Source organism: Terrirhizobium terrae (assembly GCF_030323265.1).
In the GTDB taxonomy this organism is placed as follows: Bacteria; Pseudomonadota; Alphaproteobacteria; order Rhizobiales; family Rhizobiaceae; genus Neorhizobium.
The window spans coordinates 322,060-340,616 of record NZ_CP104992.1 but is presented as its reverse complement, the minus strand read 5'-3'; the positions used below and the strand labels follow the sequence as shown (position 1 = coordinate 340,616).

General features: G+C 62.1%; 10 protein-coding genes and 2 pseudogenes. 3 read left to right on the top strand and 9 right to left on the bottom strand.

Features of this window, described 5'->3' with window-relative positions; translation table 11 throughout:
* Positions 1–13 precede the first annotated feature (13 nt).
* From glgB to N7E02_RS09690, 7 genes and pseudogenes are all read right to left on the bottom strand, one after another.
* On the bottom strand, positions 14–2,230 hold the full coding sequence (gene glgB, locus N7E02_RS09720) for a 1,4-alpha-glucan branching protein GlgB (protein ID WP_286581684.1): 2,217 nt from the start codon (positions 2,228–2,230) through the stop codon (positions 14–16).
* Positions 2,230–4,692, bottom strand: a complete 2,463-nt coding sequence (locus N7E02_RS09715) for a glycogen/starch/alpha-glucan phosphorylase (protein ID WP_286581683.1) — start codon at positions 4,690–4,692, stop codon at positions 2,230–2,232. The genes glgB and N7E02_RS09715 overlap by 1 nt, the downstream gene beginning before the upstream one ends.
* A 209-nt stretch (positions 4,693–4,901) precedes the next feature.
* Complete coding sequence (locus N7E02_RS09710; RefSeq protein ID WP_286581682.1) at positions 4,902–6,188, bottom strand: TadE/TadG family type IV pilus assembly protein; 1,287 nt, start codon at positions 6,186–6,188, stop codon at positions 4,902–4,904.
* A gap of 132 nt (positions 6,189–6,320) precedes the next feature.
* Positions 6,321–7,199: a transglutaminase family protein gene (locus N7E02_RS09705; RefSeq protein WP_286581681.1), complete on the bottom strand. Its 879-nt coding sequence runs from the start codon at positions 7,197–7,199 to the stop codon at positions 6,321–6,323.
* Positions 7,200–7,220: 21 nt separating this feature from the next.
* Entirely contained in the window at positions 7,221–9,641 is a 2,421-nt protein-coding gene (locus N7E02_RS09700; RefSeq protein ID WP_286581680.1) for a circularly permuted type 2 ATP-grasp protein, read from the bottom strand.
* 6 nt (positions 9,642–9,647) lie between these two features.
* Positions 9,648–13,002 (bottom strand): annotated as a pseudogene (locus N7E02_RS09695) (transglutaminase family protein).
* A 141-nt stretch (positions 13,003–13,143) separates the two neighbouring features.
* A pseudogene (locus N7E02_RS09690) lies at positions 13,144–13,595 on the bottom strand (cupin domain-containing protein).
* 148 nt (positions 13,596–13,743) lie between these two features.
* Here N7E02_RS09690 and N7E02_RS09685 point away from each other — a divergent pair.
* From N7E02_RS09685 to N7E02_RS09675, 3 genes are all read left to right on the top strand, one after another.
* A complete protein-coding gene (locus N7E02_RS09685) occupies positions 13,744–15,600 on the top strand; it encodes an ABC transporter ATP-binding protein/permease (protein ID WP_286581679.1) in 1,857 nt (618 codons plus the stop codon).
* Positions 15,545–16,315 (top strand): DUF1003 domain-containing protein, encoded by a 771-nt coding sequence (locus tag N7E02_RS09680; protein ID WP_286581678.1) that lies wholly within the window; start codon positions 15,545–15,547, stop codon positions 16,313–16,315. Before N7E02_RS09685 ends, N7E02_RS09680 begins: the two co-directional genes overlap by 56 nt.
* A gap of 585 nt (positions 16,316–16,900) precedes the next feature.
* On the top strand, positions 16,901–17,389 hold the full coding sequence (locus tag N7E02_RS09675) for an alpha/beta hydrolase (RefSeq protein ID WP_286581677.1): 489 nt from the start codon (positions 16,901–16,903) through the stop codon (positions 17,387–17,389).
* A gap of 94 nt (positions 17,390–17,483) precedes the next feature.
* Here N7E02_RS09675 and N7E02_RS09670 read toward each other — a convergent pair whose 3' ends face one another.
* Positions 17,484–17,750, bottom strand: a complete 267-nt coding sequence (locus tag N7E02_RS09670) for a hypothetical protein (protein WP_286581676.1) — start codon at positions 17,748–17,750, stop codon at positions 17,484–17,486.
* Positions 17,751–17,958: 208 nt separating this feature from the next.
* Positions 17,959–18,498: a TetR/AcrR family transcriptional regulator gene (locus N7E02_RS09665; protein ID WP_286581675.1), complete on the bottom strand. Its 540-nt coding sequence runs from the start codon at positions 18,496–18,498 to the stop codon at positions 17,959–17,961.
* Positions 18,499–18,557 lie beyond the last annotated feature (59 nt).

The following is an 18,557-nucleotide window of genomic DNA, read 5'->3' as shown; positions in this document are numbered from 1 at the left end:
TTTCCTCCCGAAATTAATTTTGCTGTTCCAATTCCAGCATGATCGTTGCCAAAGGCGGCAACGTGATTTCGGCCTGAATGCTTCCTCCAGCATTCACGGCCTGCACACGCCCGCCATTCCCCTTGCCGCTACCGCCGTAGATCTCGGCATCGGTATTGAGGATTTCCCGCCATCTTCCCGCATTTGGCAAGGGGAGGCGGTAGTTTTCCCGATAGACGGGGGTGAAGTTGGTGATGATCGCGACCGGCTTTTCGCCCGGCGCCATGCGCAGCCAGGCGAAAACGGAATTGTCGGCATCGTCGACGATCAGCCAGCGGAAGCCTTCGCCCTCGCAGTCGCGGGCGTGGAGCGCAGGCTTGGAGCGGTAGCAGAAGTTGAGATCGCGTACGAGGCGGCGCATGCCTTCGTGCGGCGCGTAGGCGAGCAGGTTCCAGTCGAGCGACTTCGACTCGCTCCATTCGCTCCACTGGGCAAATTCCTGGCCCATGAACAGCAGCTTCTTGCCCGGATAGCCCCACATGAAACCGTAATAGGCGCGGAGGTTGGCGAATTTCTGCCAGTCGTCGCCGGCCATCTTGGCGATCAGCGAGCCCTTGCCATGCACCACTTCGTCATGGCTGAGCGGCAGCACGAAGTTTTCCGAAAAAGCGTAGACGAGGCCGAAGGTCAGTTCGTGGTGATGGTGCTTGCGGTGCACAGGTTCACGCGCGAGATAGCTCAGCGTGTCGTGCATGAAGCCCATGTTCCACTTGAAGCCGAAGCCGAGCCCGCCTTCATGGACGGGGGCGGAGACCTTGGGCCATGAGGTCGATTCCTCGGCGATCGTCATCACGCCGGGATGGGCGCCGTAGGAGAGCGAGTTCATCTTCTGCAGGAAGCGGACGGATTCGAGGTTTTCGCGGCCGCCATATTCGTTCGGCACCCATTCGCCCTCCTTTCTCGAATAGTCGAGATAGAGCATGGAGGCGACCGCATCGACGCGCAGGCCGTCGAGATGGAATTTCTCCGCCCAGTAGAGGGCGTTATTGACGAGGTAGGAGAGGACTTCAAGCCGGCCGAAATTGTAGATCGCCGTGTTCCAGTCCGGATGAAAACCCTGGCGCGGGTCCTCGTGCTCGTAGAGTGCCGTGCCGTCGAAGCGGCGCAGGCCATGCTCGTCGGTCGGGAAGTGAGCAGGCACCCAGTCGAGGATGACGCCGATGCCGACCTTGTGGCAGCCGTTGACGAAGCGGGCCAGGCCTTCGGGCTCGCCGAAACGGGCGGAGGGGGCGAATAGGCCGGTCGTCTGATAGCCCCAGGACGGATCATAGGGGTGTTCGGTGATGGGCAGAAATTCGATATGGGTGAAGCCCATGTCGACGCAATAGGGGATGAGCTGCGAGGCGAGTTCATCCCAGGACAGGAAGGTGCCGTCGTCGCGCTTCTGCCAGGAACCGGCATGGACCTCGTAGATAGAGATCGGCTGGCGGCGGTGGTCAGCCTTTTCCCAATGCTTCTGGTGAGCCTCGTCGTCCCAGATCTGGGCCAGTTCCGGGGTGGTTAGCGACGCGGTATTGGGGCGCAGTTCGGCGCGCCGGGCATAAGGGTCCGCCTTCAAGGGCTGCAGGCGGCCGTCCTTGCCGACGATCTCGAACTTGTAGGGTGTGCCGGGCAGGATGTCGGGTGCGAAGATTTCCCAGATGCCGGTATCGGAGCGCAGCCGCATGACGTGGCGGCGGCCATCCCAGTTGTTGAATTCGCCGACGACGGAGACGCGCTTGGCATTGGGTGCCCAGACGGCGAAGTGAAAACCCTCGACGCCCTCGTGCTTCATCGGATGCGCGCCCATCTTGTCGAAGAGGCGCAGATGCGAGCCTTCACGGACGAAATAATCGTCCATGGGACCGAGGACCGGACCGAAGGAATAGGGGTCAGTCACCGCCCATTCGACATCGCCGCGCTGGGCGCGATAGCGGATCGGCTGCAGATAGGCGGCGTCGACGAGGCCTTCGAAATAGCCGTCCTCGTGGCGGCGGGTGAGTTCACCCAGTTCGGCGCCGGTGAGCGACAGGACCGTCACTTCTTCCGCGCCCGGTATGAAACAGCGGGCGCGGAACTTGTCGCCGAGCTTGTGCAGGCCAAGCACGGCGAAGGGGTTAGTGTGTCTGCCTGCCAGAATCGCCTCGATCTCGGACAACGGGATTTCGCCAGGCGCTCTCCCGTCATCCTGCGCACGCGGCGATTTTGTCATCAGGCTCTCCAGATTTCCGACGCGTACTGGCGGATTGTGCGGTCCGAAGAGAACCAGCCCATCCGGGCGGTATTGCGAATTGTTTTTGAATACCAGGATTTAGGGTCTGTCCAGATTTGGTCAACGGTACGCTGGGCCGCGGCATAGGCGTCGAAGTCGGCGGCGACCATGAACCAGTCATGGTTGTAGATGCCGTCGATCAGCTCGGCGAAACGCGACCGGTCGTCGGGCGAGAAGACACCTGAGGCGATGGCATTGAGTGCCTGGGCGAGTTCCGGCGACTGTTCGATGACGGCGCGCGGGTTATGCCCGTCCGCGCGAACCTTGGCCACCTCATCCGCCTTGAGGCCGAAGATGACGATATTGTCCTCGCCGACATGCTCCAGCATCTCGACATTGGCGCCGTCCAGCGTGCCGATGGTCAGCGCGCCGTTCAGGCCGAACTTCATGTTGCCGGTGCCGGAGGCTTCCATGCCGGCAGTCGAGATCTGCTCGGAAAGGTCGGCGGCCGGAACCATGATTTCGGCAAGCGAGACGTTGTAGTTCGGCACGAAGACGACTTTCAGCAAGCCGCGTACCGACGGGTCGTTGTTGATGACCCGGGCAACGTCATTGGCGAGCTTGATGATCAGTTTGGCGTTGTGATAGCTCGGCGCCGCCTTGCCGGCGAAGAGTTTTACTCGCGGTACCCAGTCCAGTTCCGGATGCGAACGGATCTGGTCGTAGAGGGCGACAGCTTCGACGATGTTCAAAAGCTGGCGCTTGTATTCGTGGATGCGCTTGATCTGGATGTCGAACAGCGCCGACGGATCGAGGCGGATGCCCATGCGGCTGCCGACGAGATTGGCGAGCGCCACCTTGTTGGTCCGCTTCACTGCGGCGAATTTTTCCTGGAAGCTCGCGTCGTCGGCGAACTTGTCGAGCTCGTTCAGCGCCTCCGTATTATCGAGGAACTTGTCGCCGATCGCTTCCTGGATGAGCGAGGTGAGGCCCGGATTGCACTGCATCAGCCAGCGGCGCGGCGTGATGCCGTTGGTCTTGTTGTTGATGCGGGTCGGGTAGAGCGTGTGCAGGTCGGCGAAGACCGTGACCTTCATCAGGTCCGTATGCAGCGCCGAGACGCCGTTGACCGAATGGGAGCCGACGAAGGCGAGATTGCCCATGCGCACGCGGCGCTCGCCGCCTTCGTCGATCAGTGAGATCGCCCGGACCTGCGTATCGGAGAAGCGCTTCTCCTTGCGGGCTTCCATCAGGATCTTGGCGTTGATCGCGTAGACGAGCTGCATGTGGCGCGGCAGAAGGCGCTCGAACAGCGGCACCGGCCAGGTTTCCAGCGCCTCGGGCAGAAGCGTGTGGTTGGTATAGGAGAAGGTCTGGCGGACAATCTCCCAGGAGAGATCGAAATCCATGCCGTGGATATCGACGAGAAGGCGCATCAGTTCGCCGATCGACACCGCCGGGTGGGTATCGTTGAGCTGGATCGCGACCTTTTCATGCAGGTTGGTGAAATCAGGATACTGCTGCAGGTGACGGCGCAGGATGTCCTGCAGCGAGGCGGAGGAGAAGAAGAATTCCTGGCGCAGACGCAGTTCCTGGCCGGCCGGGTTGGCATCGGCCGGATAGAGAACGCGGGTGAGCGCCTCCGCCTTGTTGCTCTCGCGCAGCGCGCCGATATGGTCGCCGGCGTTGAAGGCATCCAGCAGGATCGGGTCGATCGGCTGGGCCGACCAGAGGCGCAGCGTGTTGACGCGTTCGCCGCGCCAGCCGACGATCGGCGTGTCATAGGCCATGGCGATGACGCGCTCGGCCGGCTTCCAGACGTAGCGCGGCGTGTCCTCGTAGCCGCCGATTGTCTCGACAGAACCGCCGAAGCCGATTTCGTAGGAGCTTTCGCGGCGCTCGAATTCCCAGGGATTGCCGTGGGCGAGCCAGGTTTCCGGCAGCTCGACCTGCCAGCCATCGGCCATTTGCTGGCGGAACAGGCCGTGGACATAACGGATGCCATAGCCATAGGCAGGGATGTCGACGGTCGCCATCGATTCCATGAAGCAGGCGGCGAGGCGGCCGAGACCGCCGTTGCCAAGTGCCGCATCGGGCTCAAGGCCGGCGATGACGGAAACGTCGACTCCGAGCGAGGACAACGCATCGCGGATTTCGGCCATCAGGCCGAGATTGCTGACGGCATCGCGCATCAGGCGGCCGATCAGGAATTCCAGCGATAGGTAATAAACGCGCTTTGCCCCGGTTTTATAGGCCTTCCGGGTGCTTTCCATCCACCGGTCGATGATGCGGTCGCGCACGACGAGGATCGTTGCCGTCAGCCAGTCATGGGGCTTTGCGACCTTGGCATCCTTGCCGATGCGGTAGGTCAGGCGTTCGATGATCTCTTCCGCCATGATCTCGGGGCGGGAGCTGCGTGGGGCCGGATAGGGTAGTTCGACGGAGGATGTTGTGTTGTTCATGAAGTCGCCAATTGTTCTCGGTTGAGCGGGTGGAGGAATGTCCGATTCAGTCGATATGGCAGAATGTTACCGGCACAGTTATGCACCGTTGTGAATACCTTGCAAAGGCCGATTTGAAAGCAATGGCTTGAGCAGGAGTGGCAGCTCTGTCGTCACGAACGAAAAGCCCCGCTGGTGAGGGCGGGGCAATGTCTGGAAGGCGATGCGGATCAATTCGTCAGCCGGGTTCCGGTGCTTGCAGCTTTGCGGGCGATCTCGCCAAACGTTTGCACCAGAGATGTCATATCGTTCGGCTCGTAGTAGTAGTCGTCGCCACTGGCACAATCGTTGAGCAGCGCTTTGCCCTTTGCCGGAGCCATGAATGCGATCGTGTAGATCTTTATGCCTTTGCCATTGGCATCCTTATCGGCCTTGGCGTCGGTGCAGAGTTTTCGCACCTGTTTGTCGATCGCTTCATCCCATTTGTTGCTGTAGCCGGTCATCTCGCCGTCCGTCATGAGCACGATGAAGCGGGAGAAGGATGTGTTGTCCTTCGATTTCTGCGCGTTTTTCTCCGTTGCGTTCGACACCCTCAAGGCATTGAACGCGTTGGCCATCGCGCCGCTCGCATCTGTTCCGCCGGCAGGTTCGTCCGGCAATTTCTTGACATAGGAGGCAACCTTGGTCGTACCCCAGGAGATCGCTTCCGGGCTCATGGTTTCGTGCGTGTAGCTGTCGGCGCCGACGCGGATCAAGTCGCTGGTCGGATCCGCCTTCTTCAGTTCATCGAACATGGTCGCTGCCGCTGCCTTCAGCGAAGCCATCTTGGTGATGTAATTGGTCTCGGTATCGTAATAGGTGACTTCCCGCGTGCAGGTCCGGTTCGGACTCCATCGTGACGGGCAGCTGTAGGTCTCGGTCTTCTTCTTCTCAACCTGCTTTGTCGGCTGAGACGGATTGACCGTGGTCGTGTCGTAGGCCATCGATCCGGATTCATCGAGCACGAGATACATGGACAGCGCATTGCCCTCGCGACCGCTCTGGGCATAGCTGTCGACCGCAACCTTCATCGTCTTCATCCCGAAAAGGCTCGTCATGCCGTTGACGGGGACATTAAGGTTGGCACTCATACGAACTTCGTAACTTTCAGCGGTTTTCGACTTTGTTGTCGTCGTGGCCGTGACAGTGATGTTTGCAGCCAGCTCGGCCTTCTTCTTGGCGAGTTCTGCCTTGCTGGCGCCCGCCATTTCCTCTGCCTGGAGCGCTTGACCGATGAAATAGGATCTTGCCATTTCCTCCGCTTGCGCATTGGTCATGCTGCTTTCGCTGTTGGCCATGGCACTCGCCGCTGCGAGCGTGGACGCATCCGCCAGGCCCCGTAACTGGCTCTTTTGATCAATGGCAATGCTGAAATCGATTACTACCCCGGCAGCACCCAGAAGCACCGGCAGCATGATTGCCGTCATCATACCAAAATTGCCGCTGCGCTCGGCAGCGAACCGCTTGAAAATGGACATAGTAAGGTGGTCCCCGGTCGGTGTTCGAGTCATTCGAACAGATGAGGATTTTCCTAGGCCTCAGCTGTTGAGTAAGCGCTAAGGCAAATCGTCAAGTTTTAGCGATCGGGCGAAATCAGCACCAAAACGGGTCTACTTGACCGGAATTACGTCAACTGCCTGGTCGGCCTTTTGATTTCCGTAACCTTTGAGAACCCCGATGACGGGGGCGATATCGGAATAGTCACGGCCGTAGGCAACGACGATATGGTCGCTGCCGGCCGGGATGTTGTTGGTGGGATCGAATTCTAGATAACCGAGTGCCTCTCCGCACCAGATGCGCACCCAGGCATGCATGGCATCGGCACCCTCGAGGCGCTCCTTGCCCGGCGGCGGAATGGTGCGCAGGAAGCCGGAGACGTAGCCTGCCGGAATGCCGAGGCTTCTCAAGCCCACGATCGTCACATGGGCGAAATCCTGGCAGACGCCGCGCTTCAGCTCGAACGCTTCGCGCGGCGTGGTGTCGACGGTCGTCGCCTCGGGATCGTATTTGAAGTCCTTGTGGATACGGGTGCAGAGCGCGGTGGCGATCTCGCGGATGGTCTGGCCGGGTTTTGCCGTCTCGCGCGCATAGGCGGCGATTTCGGGGACCTCGGGCAACCGCGGGCTGGTGCCGGTCAGGTGGTGGGGCGAAGACGGATCGACCGACCAGATGTCGGCAAGTTGACGGCCCAGCATGTCGAGTGTCGGCGACAGGTCGGCGGTCATGGTCGGCGGCTCCACCATGACACGGGCATGCATGCGGATGTCGAGCCGCTCATGGGGTGCGCGCAGAAAGACCGAGGTCGCCTGCTGGCCGAAGAAATCGATGAACGTCGTCTTTTCGTCGACGTTGGGCGAGACGGTGACCGAGCCGGCGATCAGCCGCTGGCGGTCGGGCAGTGACAGCGGCAGCACACGGATCACATGGCGCGCGCCGGAGGCAGGCACGTCGTAGGCATAGCCCATATGGAGGGAGAGGTCGTAGAGCATCGGCGCGTTCCTCTCCTCAAGTCAGTGGAAATAGGTCTGGCCGAGAAGATCGGACAGGTGTTCGAGATCCTTCTCCAGTCGACGATAGACGTCTTCGCTGATGATCTCCGGCGTCATCACGGCAAGACCGGAATGGAGGCGCATGGCCTCGCGGTAGAAGGGCGACATCTGGCCGTTGACGAAGGCGTTCGGCAATTTTTCCACTTCGGTACGGATCTCGTTCAGCTGGAACAGGATCGAACGCGGGTTGAGAGGGTCCAGCGCAAGCAGGTCGTTTACCGTCAGGCGCGCCGTGTTGACGTTGTAGCGGCGACGGTGGGTCATGACGCTATCGCCGATCTCCAGCAGCATGTCGAGCGCGCCGTCGGGCGCATCCGGGCCGGACATATGGCCGAGCAGGCGGGTCATGTGCAGGGCGCGCTCCAGATGGCGGCCGATCGACAGGAAGCGCCAGCCGGTGAAGCGGTACATGTTTTCGTGCACGAGACCGGCAAAGCCCGCGAGCTTGCGCAGCAGGATGGTCATCGCATGGGCGGCATCGTCGCCGGCCTGGGCTGCTTCATGGAAGCGTTTTGCGGTCTTGGCGAGATCGGTCAGCGCCAGCCAGCCGTCGGGCGAGAAACGGTCGCGGATGTTGCTCGCCGAATAGATCGCGCTGTTGATATTGGCGAGCAGTGGTGCCGGGACTGCCTTCGTCATGTCCATGTCGATGGACTTGAGATAGCGGGCGACATCGGCCAGCAGCGGGACGTTGGGATTGGCCGATTCCGCATAGCGGAGGTGCCAGGCGCGCAGGATGCGCAAGGCGCCTTCGGACCGCTCGATATAACGGCCGAGCCAGTAGAGATTGTCGGCGGCGCGGCTCGGCAGCGAACCCGGCATGTTGCGGGTGAAGCTTTCCTCCGGCGGCAGCAGCGTCGACTTCGAGACCGGCTTTTCCGAGACGATCCAGACGTCGGCGGCGGCGCCGCCCGATTGCATGGCGATCGCCGCGACATCGTCGCCGGTACCGATGCGGGCAAAACCGCCCGGCATGATCTCCCAGCCGTTTTCCGTGCGGGCGGCAAAGACGCGCAGCGACATCGGCCGCGGCGTCAGCTTGCCATCCACCCAGGCGGGCGTGGTCGACAGTGTCACGACTTCCTGGCCGACGAGTTTTGCGCCTTCGCCGGCAAGCCAGTCGCCGACCGTGTCTTTGGCCGTTTCGCGCAGGGACGAACCGAGGACGGACTGGCCGTTGTCATCGAAAAAGGGCAGGCGGGAATAGGCGGGGCCGATGACCATGCGCTCGATATTCTTCGCCACATGCTCGCGCTCCGACTGCTGGCCGCACCACCAGGTGGCGATTGACGGCATGAGCAGGTCCTCGCCGAGCAGTCGGCGGCAGATGATCGGCGCGAAGGCGAGGAAGGCACGGGTTTCCAGAATGCCGGAGCCGAGCGCGTTGACCAGCGTCAGCGAGCCTGCGCGGAGCGCCTGCACCATGCCGGGCGTGCCGATGTGGGAGTTCTGGTCGAGCTCCAGCGGATCGGCATAGGATGCATCGAGGCGGCGCCAGAGCACGCCGATGGGTTTCAGGCCAGCCGCGGTGCGCACCATGACGCGGTCGTTGACGACCGTCAGGTCCTCGCCTTCCAAGAGCATGAAGCCGAGATAGCGAGCGATATAGGCGTGTTCGAAATAGGTCTCGTTCGCCGGGCCAGGAGACAGGACGGCAATGCGGTCGTCCGGATATTGCTTGCGCGACTGCAGCGCATCGCGGAAGGCGCCGAAGAAGGAGGCGAGGCGATGGACGTGGGTCTCGCCGTAGATATCCGAGAAGGAGCGGGTGGTGGCGACGCGGTTTTCCAAGGCAAAGCCTGCACCCGACGGTGCCTGGGTGCGGTCGGCCAGAACCCACCAGTTGCCGTCCGGCCCGCGGCCGATCTCGAAGGAGCAGAAATGCAGGTGATGGCCGCCGACGGGCTTTACGCCGACCAGCGGGCGCAGGAATTCCGGATTGGCGGCGACGAGCTGAGGCGGCAGAACGCCTTCCTGGACCAGCCGATTTTCACCGTAGATATCGGCGATCATGGCTTCCAGGACGTCGGCGCGCTGCTTCAGGCCGCTGGCAATGCCCGCCCATTCCTTCTCGTCGATCAGGACGGGGATGTGGGAGAGAGGCCAGTTGCGCTCGCCCGATCCGCCTTCGCCGGGGCCGCCATAGGTGCGGTAGAAGACGCCGGCATCGCGCAGGTAGCGGTCGGCGCGGGCGAAACGCTCGTGGAGATCGCCTTCGTTGAGGCGGCTGAGGCGTGAGATGAGGTTCTGCCAGACGGGCTTGATCTCGCCATCGGCGTCGAGCATCTCGTCAGCGACGCCGGGAAGCGCGGCATAGCCGAGGATCGGATCGTTGCCGATCTCCTCATCCCTGCGGCGTTCGCTCGACGGTGCCTTGGTCACTGGACGTCATACTCCTTGGGGGCGGCGAAGATCGAGCGTCAGCGGGAATTCGGGCGAGGGTGTTTCCGGCAGCAGGGGATAGGATCCCGCCGTATGACCCCAGGGCTCAAACCGCGCCAGCCGTCGCGCTTCCGCCTCGTTGCCGTTCACTGGGAAGATCTCATAATTGCGACCGCCCGGATGCGCAACATGGTATCTGCAGCCGCCAACAGACCTTCCCGACCAGGTGTCGTAGACATCGAAGGTCAAAGGCGTGTTGACCGGCAGGACCGGGTGCAGGCCGGATGCCGGCTGCCAGGCCTTGAAGCGGACGCCGGCAACGGAGACGCCGGACTGGCCGGTTGCCGTCAGCGGCACCGCGCGGCCATTGCAGGCGACGGTGTAGCGGGACGGGTTGGTCGTTTCCAGCCTGACCTGCAGGCGCTCGACCGAACTGTCGACATACCGCACCGTGCCGCCGATGGCGCCCTGTTCGCCCATGACGTGCCAGGGTTCGAGCGCCTGGCGCAATTCCAGTTTCGCACCTTCGTATTCGACCTCGCCGAAGAAGGGGAAGCGGAATTCCAACTGCGCCTCGAACCATTCGGGGCGCAGGTCGAAGCCGTTTTCGCGCAGATCCTGCAGCACGTCCATGAAATCGGCCCAGATGTAATGGGACAGCATGAAGCGATCGGCGAGCGCCGTGCCCCAGCGGACGAACTTGCCCTGCAGCGGGTTCTTCCAGAAGCGGGCGATCAGCGCGCGCACCAGCAATTGCTGGGCAAGCGACATGCGGGCATTCGGCGGCATTTCGAAGCCGCGGAATTCGACAAGGCCGAGGCGGCCGGTCGGGCCATCCGGCGAGAACAGCTTGTCGATGCAGATTTCCGAGCGGTGGGTGTTGCCTGTCACGTCGGTCAGGAGGTTGCGGAAGAGCCGGTCTACCAGCCAGGGCAGGGGTGGCTGGCCTTGGCCCGGAGCCGGCACCTGGGAAAGCGCGATTTCCAGCTCGTACATGGAATCGTGCCGTGCCTCGTCGATGCGCGGCGCCTGGGAGGTTGGGCCGATGAACAGGCCGGAGAAGAGGTAGGAGAGCGACGGGTGGCGCTGCCAGTGCAGCACGAGGCTCTTCAACAGGTCCGGCCGGCGCAGGAAGGGGCTGTCATTCGGATTGGCGCCGCCGACCACGACATGGTTGCCGCCGCCGGTGCCGGTATGGCGGCCGTCGATCATGAACTTGTCGGCGCCGAGGCGCGACTGGCGGGCCTCTTCGTAGATCGTCGTGGTGATGTCGACCGTTTCCTTCCAGCTCGATGCCGGATGGATATTGACCTCGATCACGCCCGGGTCCGGGGCAACGCGAATGACGTTGATACGCTCGTCATGGGGCGGGGCGTAGCCTTCGATATGGACCGGAAGGCCGAGTTCTGTTGCCGCGTTTTCAGCGGCGGCGATCAGTTCGAGATAGTCCTCTATCTTCTCCACCGGCGGCATGAAGACGCAAAGGCGTCCGTCTCGTGGTTCGACGGAGATGGCGGTACGCACGGCGCCGCCGATCTCACTGAGCGTCTGCTCGATGCGGCCGGGATTGGCTGTGTCGCCCGGCGTGAACGAGGATTCCGGCATGGCCCGACCTTCCGGTGCATGGCCGGCGGGCGTGATCGTCTCGGGCAGCGGGCCGCGCGGGATCGAGGGATCGGCCTCGTGGATGTAAGGGAATTGCGATGGCGGAATATAGGGCAGGGTGCCGAGCGGCAGGCGGTAGCCGACGGGGCTGTCGCCGGGCACGAGGAAGATGCGGCCGCGCCGGGTCTTCCATTTTTCGCTGATCCAGCGGCGGCTCGCGGGTTTGCCGATTGCCTGGGCATTCCAGGCCTGAACCGGCAGGACGTGGCCGGTCGGTTTCGTCAGGCCGCGTTCAAAGACGCGGGCCATGCGGTTGCGCTCTTCCGGGTCCTTGAGCTTGGAGTTGGAAGGATCGACATTGTCGGGCAGCGAGCCTTCCTTGATGATCCATTCCGCCGGATCCTCATAGGCCGGCACGACCATCTCGGCCTCGATGCCGAGTTCGGCTGCGAGCGCGGTCAGGAATGTCTGCGATTGCTCCTCGCCGACATGGTAGTCACCACCCTCCTTGGCGACGAGATCCGGGTTCTTCCAGATCGGCTTGCCGTCCTTGCGCCAGTAGAGCGAGAAAGTCCAGCGCGGCAGGCTTTCGCCCGGATACCACTTGCCCTGGCCGTAATGCAGAAAGCCGCCCGGCGCGAATTTTTCGCGCAGTTTTCTGATCAGGATGTCTGCCTTTTCCCGCTTGGTCGGGCCGACTGCGCCGGTATTCCATTCGTCGGATCTCGAAATCGTCGATCGAGACAAAGGTCGGCTCGCCGCCCATGGTCAGCCGCACGTCTTGCGCTTCGAGCACCCGGTCGACCTGTTCGCCGAGATCGTTCAGCGCCTCCCAGCTTTCGTCGGAAAAGGGTCTTGTGATGCGCGGATGTTCGGCGACGCGCGAGACCTTCATGGCGAAGTCGAACGAGGTTTCCGCCTCGCCGAAATAGCCACCGGAAATCGGCGCGGCATTGCGGTAATGAGGCGTCGCGGCAAGCGGAATGTGGCTTTCGCCGGTCAAGAGGCCGGAGGTGGGGTCGAGGCCGATCCAGCCCGCGCCGGGTAGATAGACTTCGCACCAGGCGTGCAGGTCGGTGAAATCGACTTCGGTGCCGGAGGGGCCGTCGAGTGCCTTCAGGTCCGGCGTCAGCTGGATCAGGTAGCCTGAGACGAAGCGGGCGGCGAAGCCCAGATGGCGCAGGATCTGGACGAGGAGCCAGCTCGTGTCGCGACAGGAGCCCTTCGCGGTCTGCAGCGTCTCCTCCGGCGTCTGCACGCCGGGTTCCATGCGGATGACATAGCCGATCTGCTGCTGCAGGCGGGCGTTGAGGCCGACCACCATATCGACCGTCGGCTGGCCTTCCGTCCTGTCGATCGTATCGAGAAAGGCTTGCAGGCGCGTCGTTGCCGGTTCCGGCTCGCGATAAATGGAAAGGTCTTCGACCAGCGTTTCGGGATAGGCGAACGGCCACTTGGTCGCCTCTTCCTCGACGAAGAAGTCGAAGGGATTATAGACCGTCATGTCGGCGACGAGATCGACCTCGATCTTCAGTTCGGTCGCGGGGTCGGGAAAGACGAAGCGGGCGAGATAGTTGCCGTAGGGGTCCTGCTGCAGGTTCACGAAGTGATTTTCGGGCGTGACCTTGAGCGAATGGCTCAGCACCTTGGTGCGCGAATGGGCGGCGGGTTTGAGGCGGATGATCTGCGGTCCGAGGCGGACGGGTTTGTCATACTTGTAATGGGTGAGGTGGTAGATGCTCGCCTTGATCGACATTGAACCCCTTTATTGCCCTGTTGCGGGCGCCCCTTGCCGACCTCGTTGAGCGGGCCGAACCATCATCGTTATCGGCGAGTTTGTGCAATGCGGGGAGAGAATGCAAGGACGTTTGCGTGGTTAAACAACGGCGTGCGTACCCTAGTACGGAGTGCCGTTCTTGTGCACGAAGCGGCCGTCCGAATTGCGGCTTCTCATATCTGCATCCGAACAGGTGGTGATGTCGTCATCATGGCGTGAGCCGATCTCCAGATAGACCGCCGTCGCGTCGGAGCGGTTTATCATGTGATGGCCATTACCGGTGTTCTTCGGAAAGGCCGCGCAGTCTCCGGCGCGAAGCGGCGTTTCGCCTTCGTCTTCGACCAGCACGAGTTCGCCCTGAAGAACATAGACGAACTCGTCCTCATGCGAATGCCAGTGGCGCTGGCTTGACCAGCCGCCGGGCGGCAGGTGCATCAGGTTTATGCCGAAATCGGACAGGCCCCCGCATTGCCGAGCCGCTGGCGCAGGCGATCTGCGCAAGCGGCATCAAATGGCGGGGGATAGGCTGAGCCCTTTTCCGACGGCACGGTCGCGACATCGATCCTCGGCATGGCAGTCTCCCTGCTGGTTTATCTCTTCTTGAGCATATAGCGGTAGCCGGGCTGAAATCGAACGTTGTCAGGGCGGCCTGTACAACCCATGTCGTCATGGTAAGTCTTCGATGGTTTCGTCGCATGGCATGGCGGGAGGATTCGCTCGATGTCGCAAACGTCCGCAGGGGTGACCGAACCCTACGAACTTTCGCTTTCCGGCCAGCTCAAGATGATGATGAGCGCCTTCTGGACTTCGCCGGTGCGCCGGCAGCTGGTGATGCTGGCTGTGGCACTTCTCGTCATCATCATCGCCACGACCTATGCGACCTACAAGCTGAACGAATGGAACGGCCCGTTTTACGATGCCCTGGAACGGCGCGACATGCCGGAATTCCTGCGCCAGTTGGTGGTGTTTGCGGTCATCGCCTTCTCGCTGACCCTGCTCAACGTGATCCAGACATGGCTGAACCAGATCACGGCGCTGAAAATGCGCGAAGGGCTAGCGCGGGATCTCGCGAATGTCTGGCTGACGCCCGGCCGGGCGCTCAAGCTCGGCGGTGCGGGCGCGATCGCCAACAATCCCGACCAGCGTCTGCACGAGGATACCCGTATCCTGGCGGAGAATACGACGGCGCTTTCGATCGGGCTGGTCAATTCGACGATCCTGCTCGGCAGCTTCATCGGCGTGCTGTGGGCGATCTCGACCGATTTCGGCTTCCATATCGGCGGCCATTACCTTGTCATTCCAGGCTATATGCTGTGGGCGACCATTTTCTACGCGCTGACCGGTTCCGTGCTCAGCAACGTTGTCGGCAGCAGGCTGGCGCGGCTGAATGCCGACCGCTACGCCAAGGAGGCGGACCTGCGCGCCGCACTGGTGCGCGCCAACGAGAACCTGAAGCCGATCACGCTCGCGCGCGGCGAGCCGAACGAGCTCGTCCGGGTGCAGGGCGCGATCGACGGCGTGCTGGACATGCTGCGCAAGCTCGCCTGGGCGCTGACCAACCTGACCTGGGTCTCGTCCGGCTTCGGCTGGCTGGCGCTGGTGGCGCCGATAATCATCGCCTCGCCGATGTATTTTTCCGGCGAACTGACCTTCGGCGGCCTGATGATGGCGGTCGGCGCCTTCAACCAGGTCAACACGGCGCTGCGCTGGTATGTGCAGAATTTCAGCGTCATCGCCGACTGGCGGGCGACGCTGGCGCGCGTCTCCTTCTTCCGCAACGCGCTTCTGATGACCGATACGCCGGCCAAGGAAGGCGAGGTTATCGCCTATGCCCGTGGCGACAAGGACGAGGGGCTGCGCATCCATGCCGTCGAAGTCTATGGCGAGCCGGACGAGGGGGCTGCGGGCCACGGCATCCGGCTCAAGGAAGATGTCTGCATGGTCAAGCCCGGCGAGAAGGTGATGATCAACGGCGATCCCGGCACAGACCGGCACCTGTTCTTCCAGGCGATCGCCGGCATCTGGCCCTGGGGCAAGGGCGAGATAAGCCTGCCGCAGGCCGAACGGCTGATCCTGATGCCGCAGGAAGGGTATCTCCCGACCGCGACGCTCCGCGAGGTGATGACCTATCCCGCCACCGGCCCAGCCAGCATGCAGCAGGTGAGCGACGAGGCGCTGCAGGAGGCACTGACGGCAGTCGGGCTCGACCGCTATGTCGACCGGCTGGACGATGTGGAACGCTGGGACCGGCTTCTCGACAAGGAGGAGGAGGCGGCGCTGCAGGTGGCCAATGCCGTTCTTCGCAAGCCCGACTGGCTGATCATGGACGATGTGCTGGAAGGCCTGGAGCAGGAAACGCGCGAGCGGCTGATGGAGGTTCTCTCCGGCCTCGAAGGCTCGACGCTCGTCTATATCGGCCGTTCGGAGGAATTCGCCAAGACATTCAAGCCGACGACGTTCCATCTGGCGCCGTTGCATCCGAACGGGTCTGGAAATCACCGAGAGGCCCCAGCCAACGGGGATGCGGATAACACCACTGGCGACGACAACAGCAAGGACAGCGGTAAAGCTTCATGAACAGCCACTCCCCTTCGGGCAAGACCGGACGCTGCGTCGTCTGTGGTCGGATGTTTCCTTTTCCAAGCTGCACAAGGCCGGCAGCCTAAGGCCGCGTCTTTATGAGATGATCGCCGAGGAGGTGAAGGAATGCAGCCCGGAAAGTCTGATCTGCGACGAGGATCTGGCGCGCTTCCGGCGACGCTATGTGGAGAACCTGCTGGAGGAGGAGCGCGGCGAGCTTTCCGATCTCGACCGGCATGTGCTCGACAGTTTCGAGAAGGGCACGCTCACGGTGCAGTCCAGTGCCGATAGCGTGATGGATCGAAAGTCAAGTTTTGGCGAACGCGTCGCCGACAAGGTGGCGTCCTTCGGCGGTTCCTGGACCTTCATCCTGTCCTTCCTTGCCGTTCTGGTGATCTGGATGACGGTGAATGCCATCGGGCTGATGGCGCAGCCTTTCGACCCCTATCCCTTCATCCTGCTCAACCTCGTGCTCTCCTGCCTCGCAGCGCTGCAGGCGCCGGTGATCATGATGAGCCAGAAGCGGCAGGAGGATAAGGACAGGCTGCGTGCCGAGAACGACTACATGATCAACCTCAGGGCCGAACTCGAAATCCGCCAGCTGCACGAGAAGATCGACCACCAGATGGCCAAGCAATGGGAACGCTTGGCGGAACTGCAGCAGATTCAGATCGAGCTGCTCGAGAAGAGGGATGACCCGCGGAAGGGATGAAGTCGGTCTCTGCCGTGAAAAACGGAATGCTCGCATAGCACAGCCACATTGAGATGCCGGAGGGCGCATGTTCAGGATTGGCTTTACAGCAGGCATGGCGGTCGATCCGGATCGGCTGGACTGGAGTGGCCAGAGGGCGCGACCGCTGGGCTGGTCTGTCTGGTACCCGACCGATGATGCCGAGAGCTCTTCAACTCTGGAAGGTGTGAGTGAGCCACAACTGTTCGTTCCGCAACATGCCAGGAGAGATGCAGCGTTTTCGGACCACCATCCGTCTTATCCTGTGGTCCTTCTCTCCCACGGAACAGGCGGTACGGCGGCCAGCCTTGCATGGTTGGCCGAGGGTCTGGCACGGCAGGGTTTTGTCGTGATCGGCGTGGACCATCATGGCAACACGGGATCGAAACCCTGTCGGGCGGAGGGTTTCCTGTGCTGGTGGGAGCGGGCGCGCGATCTGATCGTCACCCTCGATTATCACGCGGCATTAGGACCGTTTGCCAGCCGCCTCGATCTCGATCGGGTTTTTGCCAGCGGTTTTTCCTCGGGGGTTATACGGCAGTATCCCTGCTCGGAGGGATCACGCAGATGCGGCCGTTCCTCGAATGGTCGAAGGGGCGACGATGGGACATTGGTCCGCGCGAATTCCCGCATCTTGGTGCGCAGGTCGAACCGCTGCTTGAAAGCAGTCCGGTCTTCCGCGCTTCCTGGGAGCGGCAATCGGCTTCATTCAGGGATACGCGCATCAAGGGTGCATTTCTATGCGCGCCGGCCCCGACCGTGCGCGGCTTCAATGTCGAGAGCCTGCAGGCGATCGTCGAACCGGTCGGCATCGCAGCCGTCGGCGCAGACCTCGAAGCGCCCTCGGACCTCTGTGCCGAATGGCTGCATCGACATCTCGCGAATAGCACGTTCGACCTGTTGAGCGCCGATGCAGGCCACTACAGTTTTCTTTGCGAATGCAGTCCATGGGGAAAGGAAAACGAGCCGGGCATCTGTGTCGATCCTCCCGGCATCAGTCGGTCGACGATCCATGACCGAGCGATCACACTCGCACTTGCGATATTCTCGCCTTAACCCCCGCAGGCCATATCCCATCGCCGCCTCTCCAGATCGAGCTATTGGAGAGGCGTCAGGGTTCGCGGAATGCGTAAGGAGGCGTGTCCACCGCTCATCGCCGGCTGGCCCTCGGCATGTCGGCCAATGCGAGGGAGCCGTTGGCCACGACCTTGGCCAGTTCGGCAAACCGTTTTCTGGCGCGCGCCAAGGCGACGGCATCGGCAATAGGCAGGTCGATCACGGGCTTCAGCGCGCGCACGACACGTCTTGCGGCATGGCGCATGTCTCGCGTGGCATCGTCGCTGGCGGCGATCTCGGACGCCAGCGTGTACATTCGTCTATAGCTTGCCGTTTCGGCAACTGCCCTTATCCACGTCATATGGAGCTCAGTCATGGAGCTATAAACGCGCAACTGCGGCAAAAAGTCAGTTGAGATCGAATGATGGAGTCAATCTCACTTTAACCAAAGCTTAAGCGTGAATTATTGGTTTCTTATTAAACCAGATGCGTTGCCGGCCGTCGTGGCACACATCAAAGGATCATGGTCCGCTCTGTCTGAATGGGCCGTCGGCAGGTCGTTTCCAAACTCATCGTCGCAACTCTTCCAAAACGCGCGCCGCGATCTCGGCGGTTGTGAGCAAGCCTTTCAATGTTTCCCCATCGAGCGCCTGGGTCGACAGGCCTTGCGTGACGCCGACGACATAGCGGGCCCATGCATCGCAATCCGTGTCGGCACGTAGCTGGCCTTCCCGCTTGCCGCGTTCGAGCCGGCCTTTAACCTGCCGCATGGCTTCGGCGCGAAGCTGCCGTCCGAAGATCGTGAGCGGATCATCGCTCTGCCCGGAAGGCGCCGCGGTGATCATGCAGCCGGGATGCGTCGGCGAACTGGTGAAGGCGGAGGCGGCGTCGCGGAACAGGCGCGCCATCGCGGCGATCGCGTCATCTTCCTCGGCCATGGCGCGGGCGCCGAAACCGCCGACCGTCGATTGATAGAGCGCGATGGCCTCGCGATAAAGGGCGTCCTTGGAGCCGAAGGCGGCATACAGGCTCTGGGCGGAAATGCCCATGGCTTCGGTCAGCATGGGCACCGATGTCGCGTCGTATCCACTGGCCCAGAAAGTTTCCATCGCGTGCTGGAGTGCCTGATCGCGGTCGAAAGCCCGGGCCTGCCGCGGCCGCGATTATT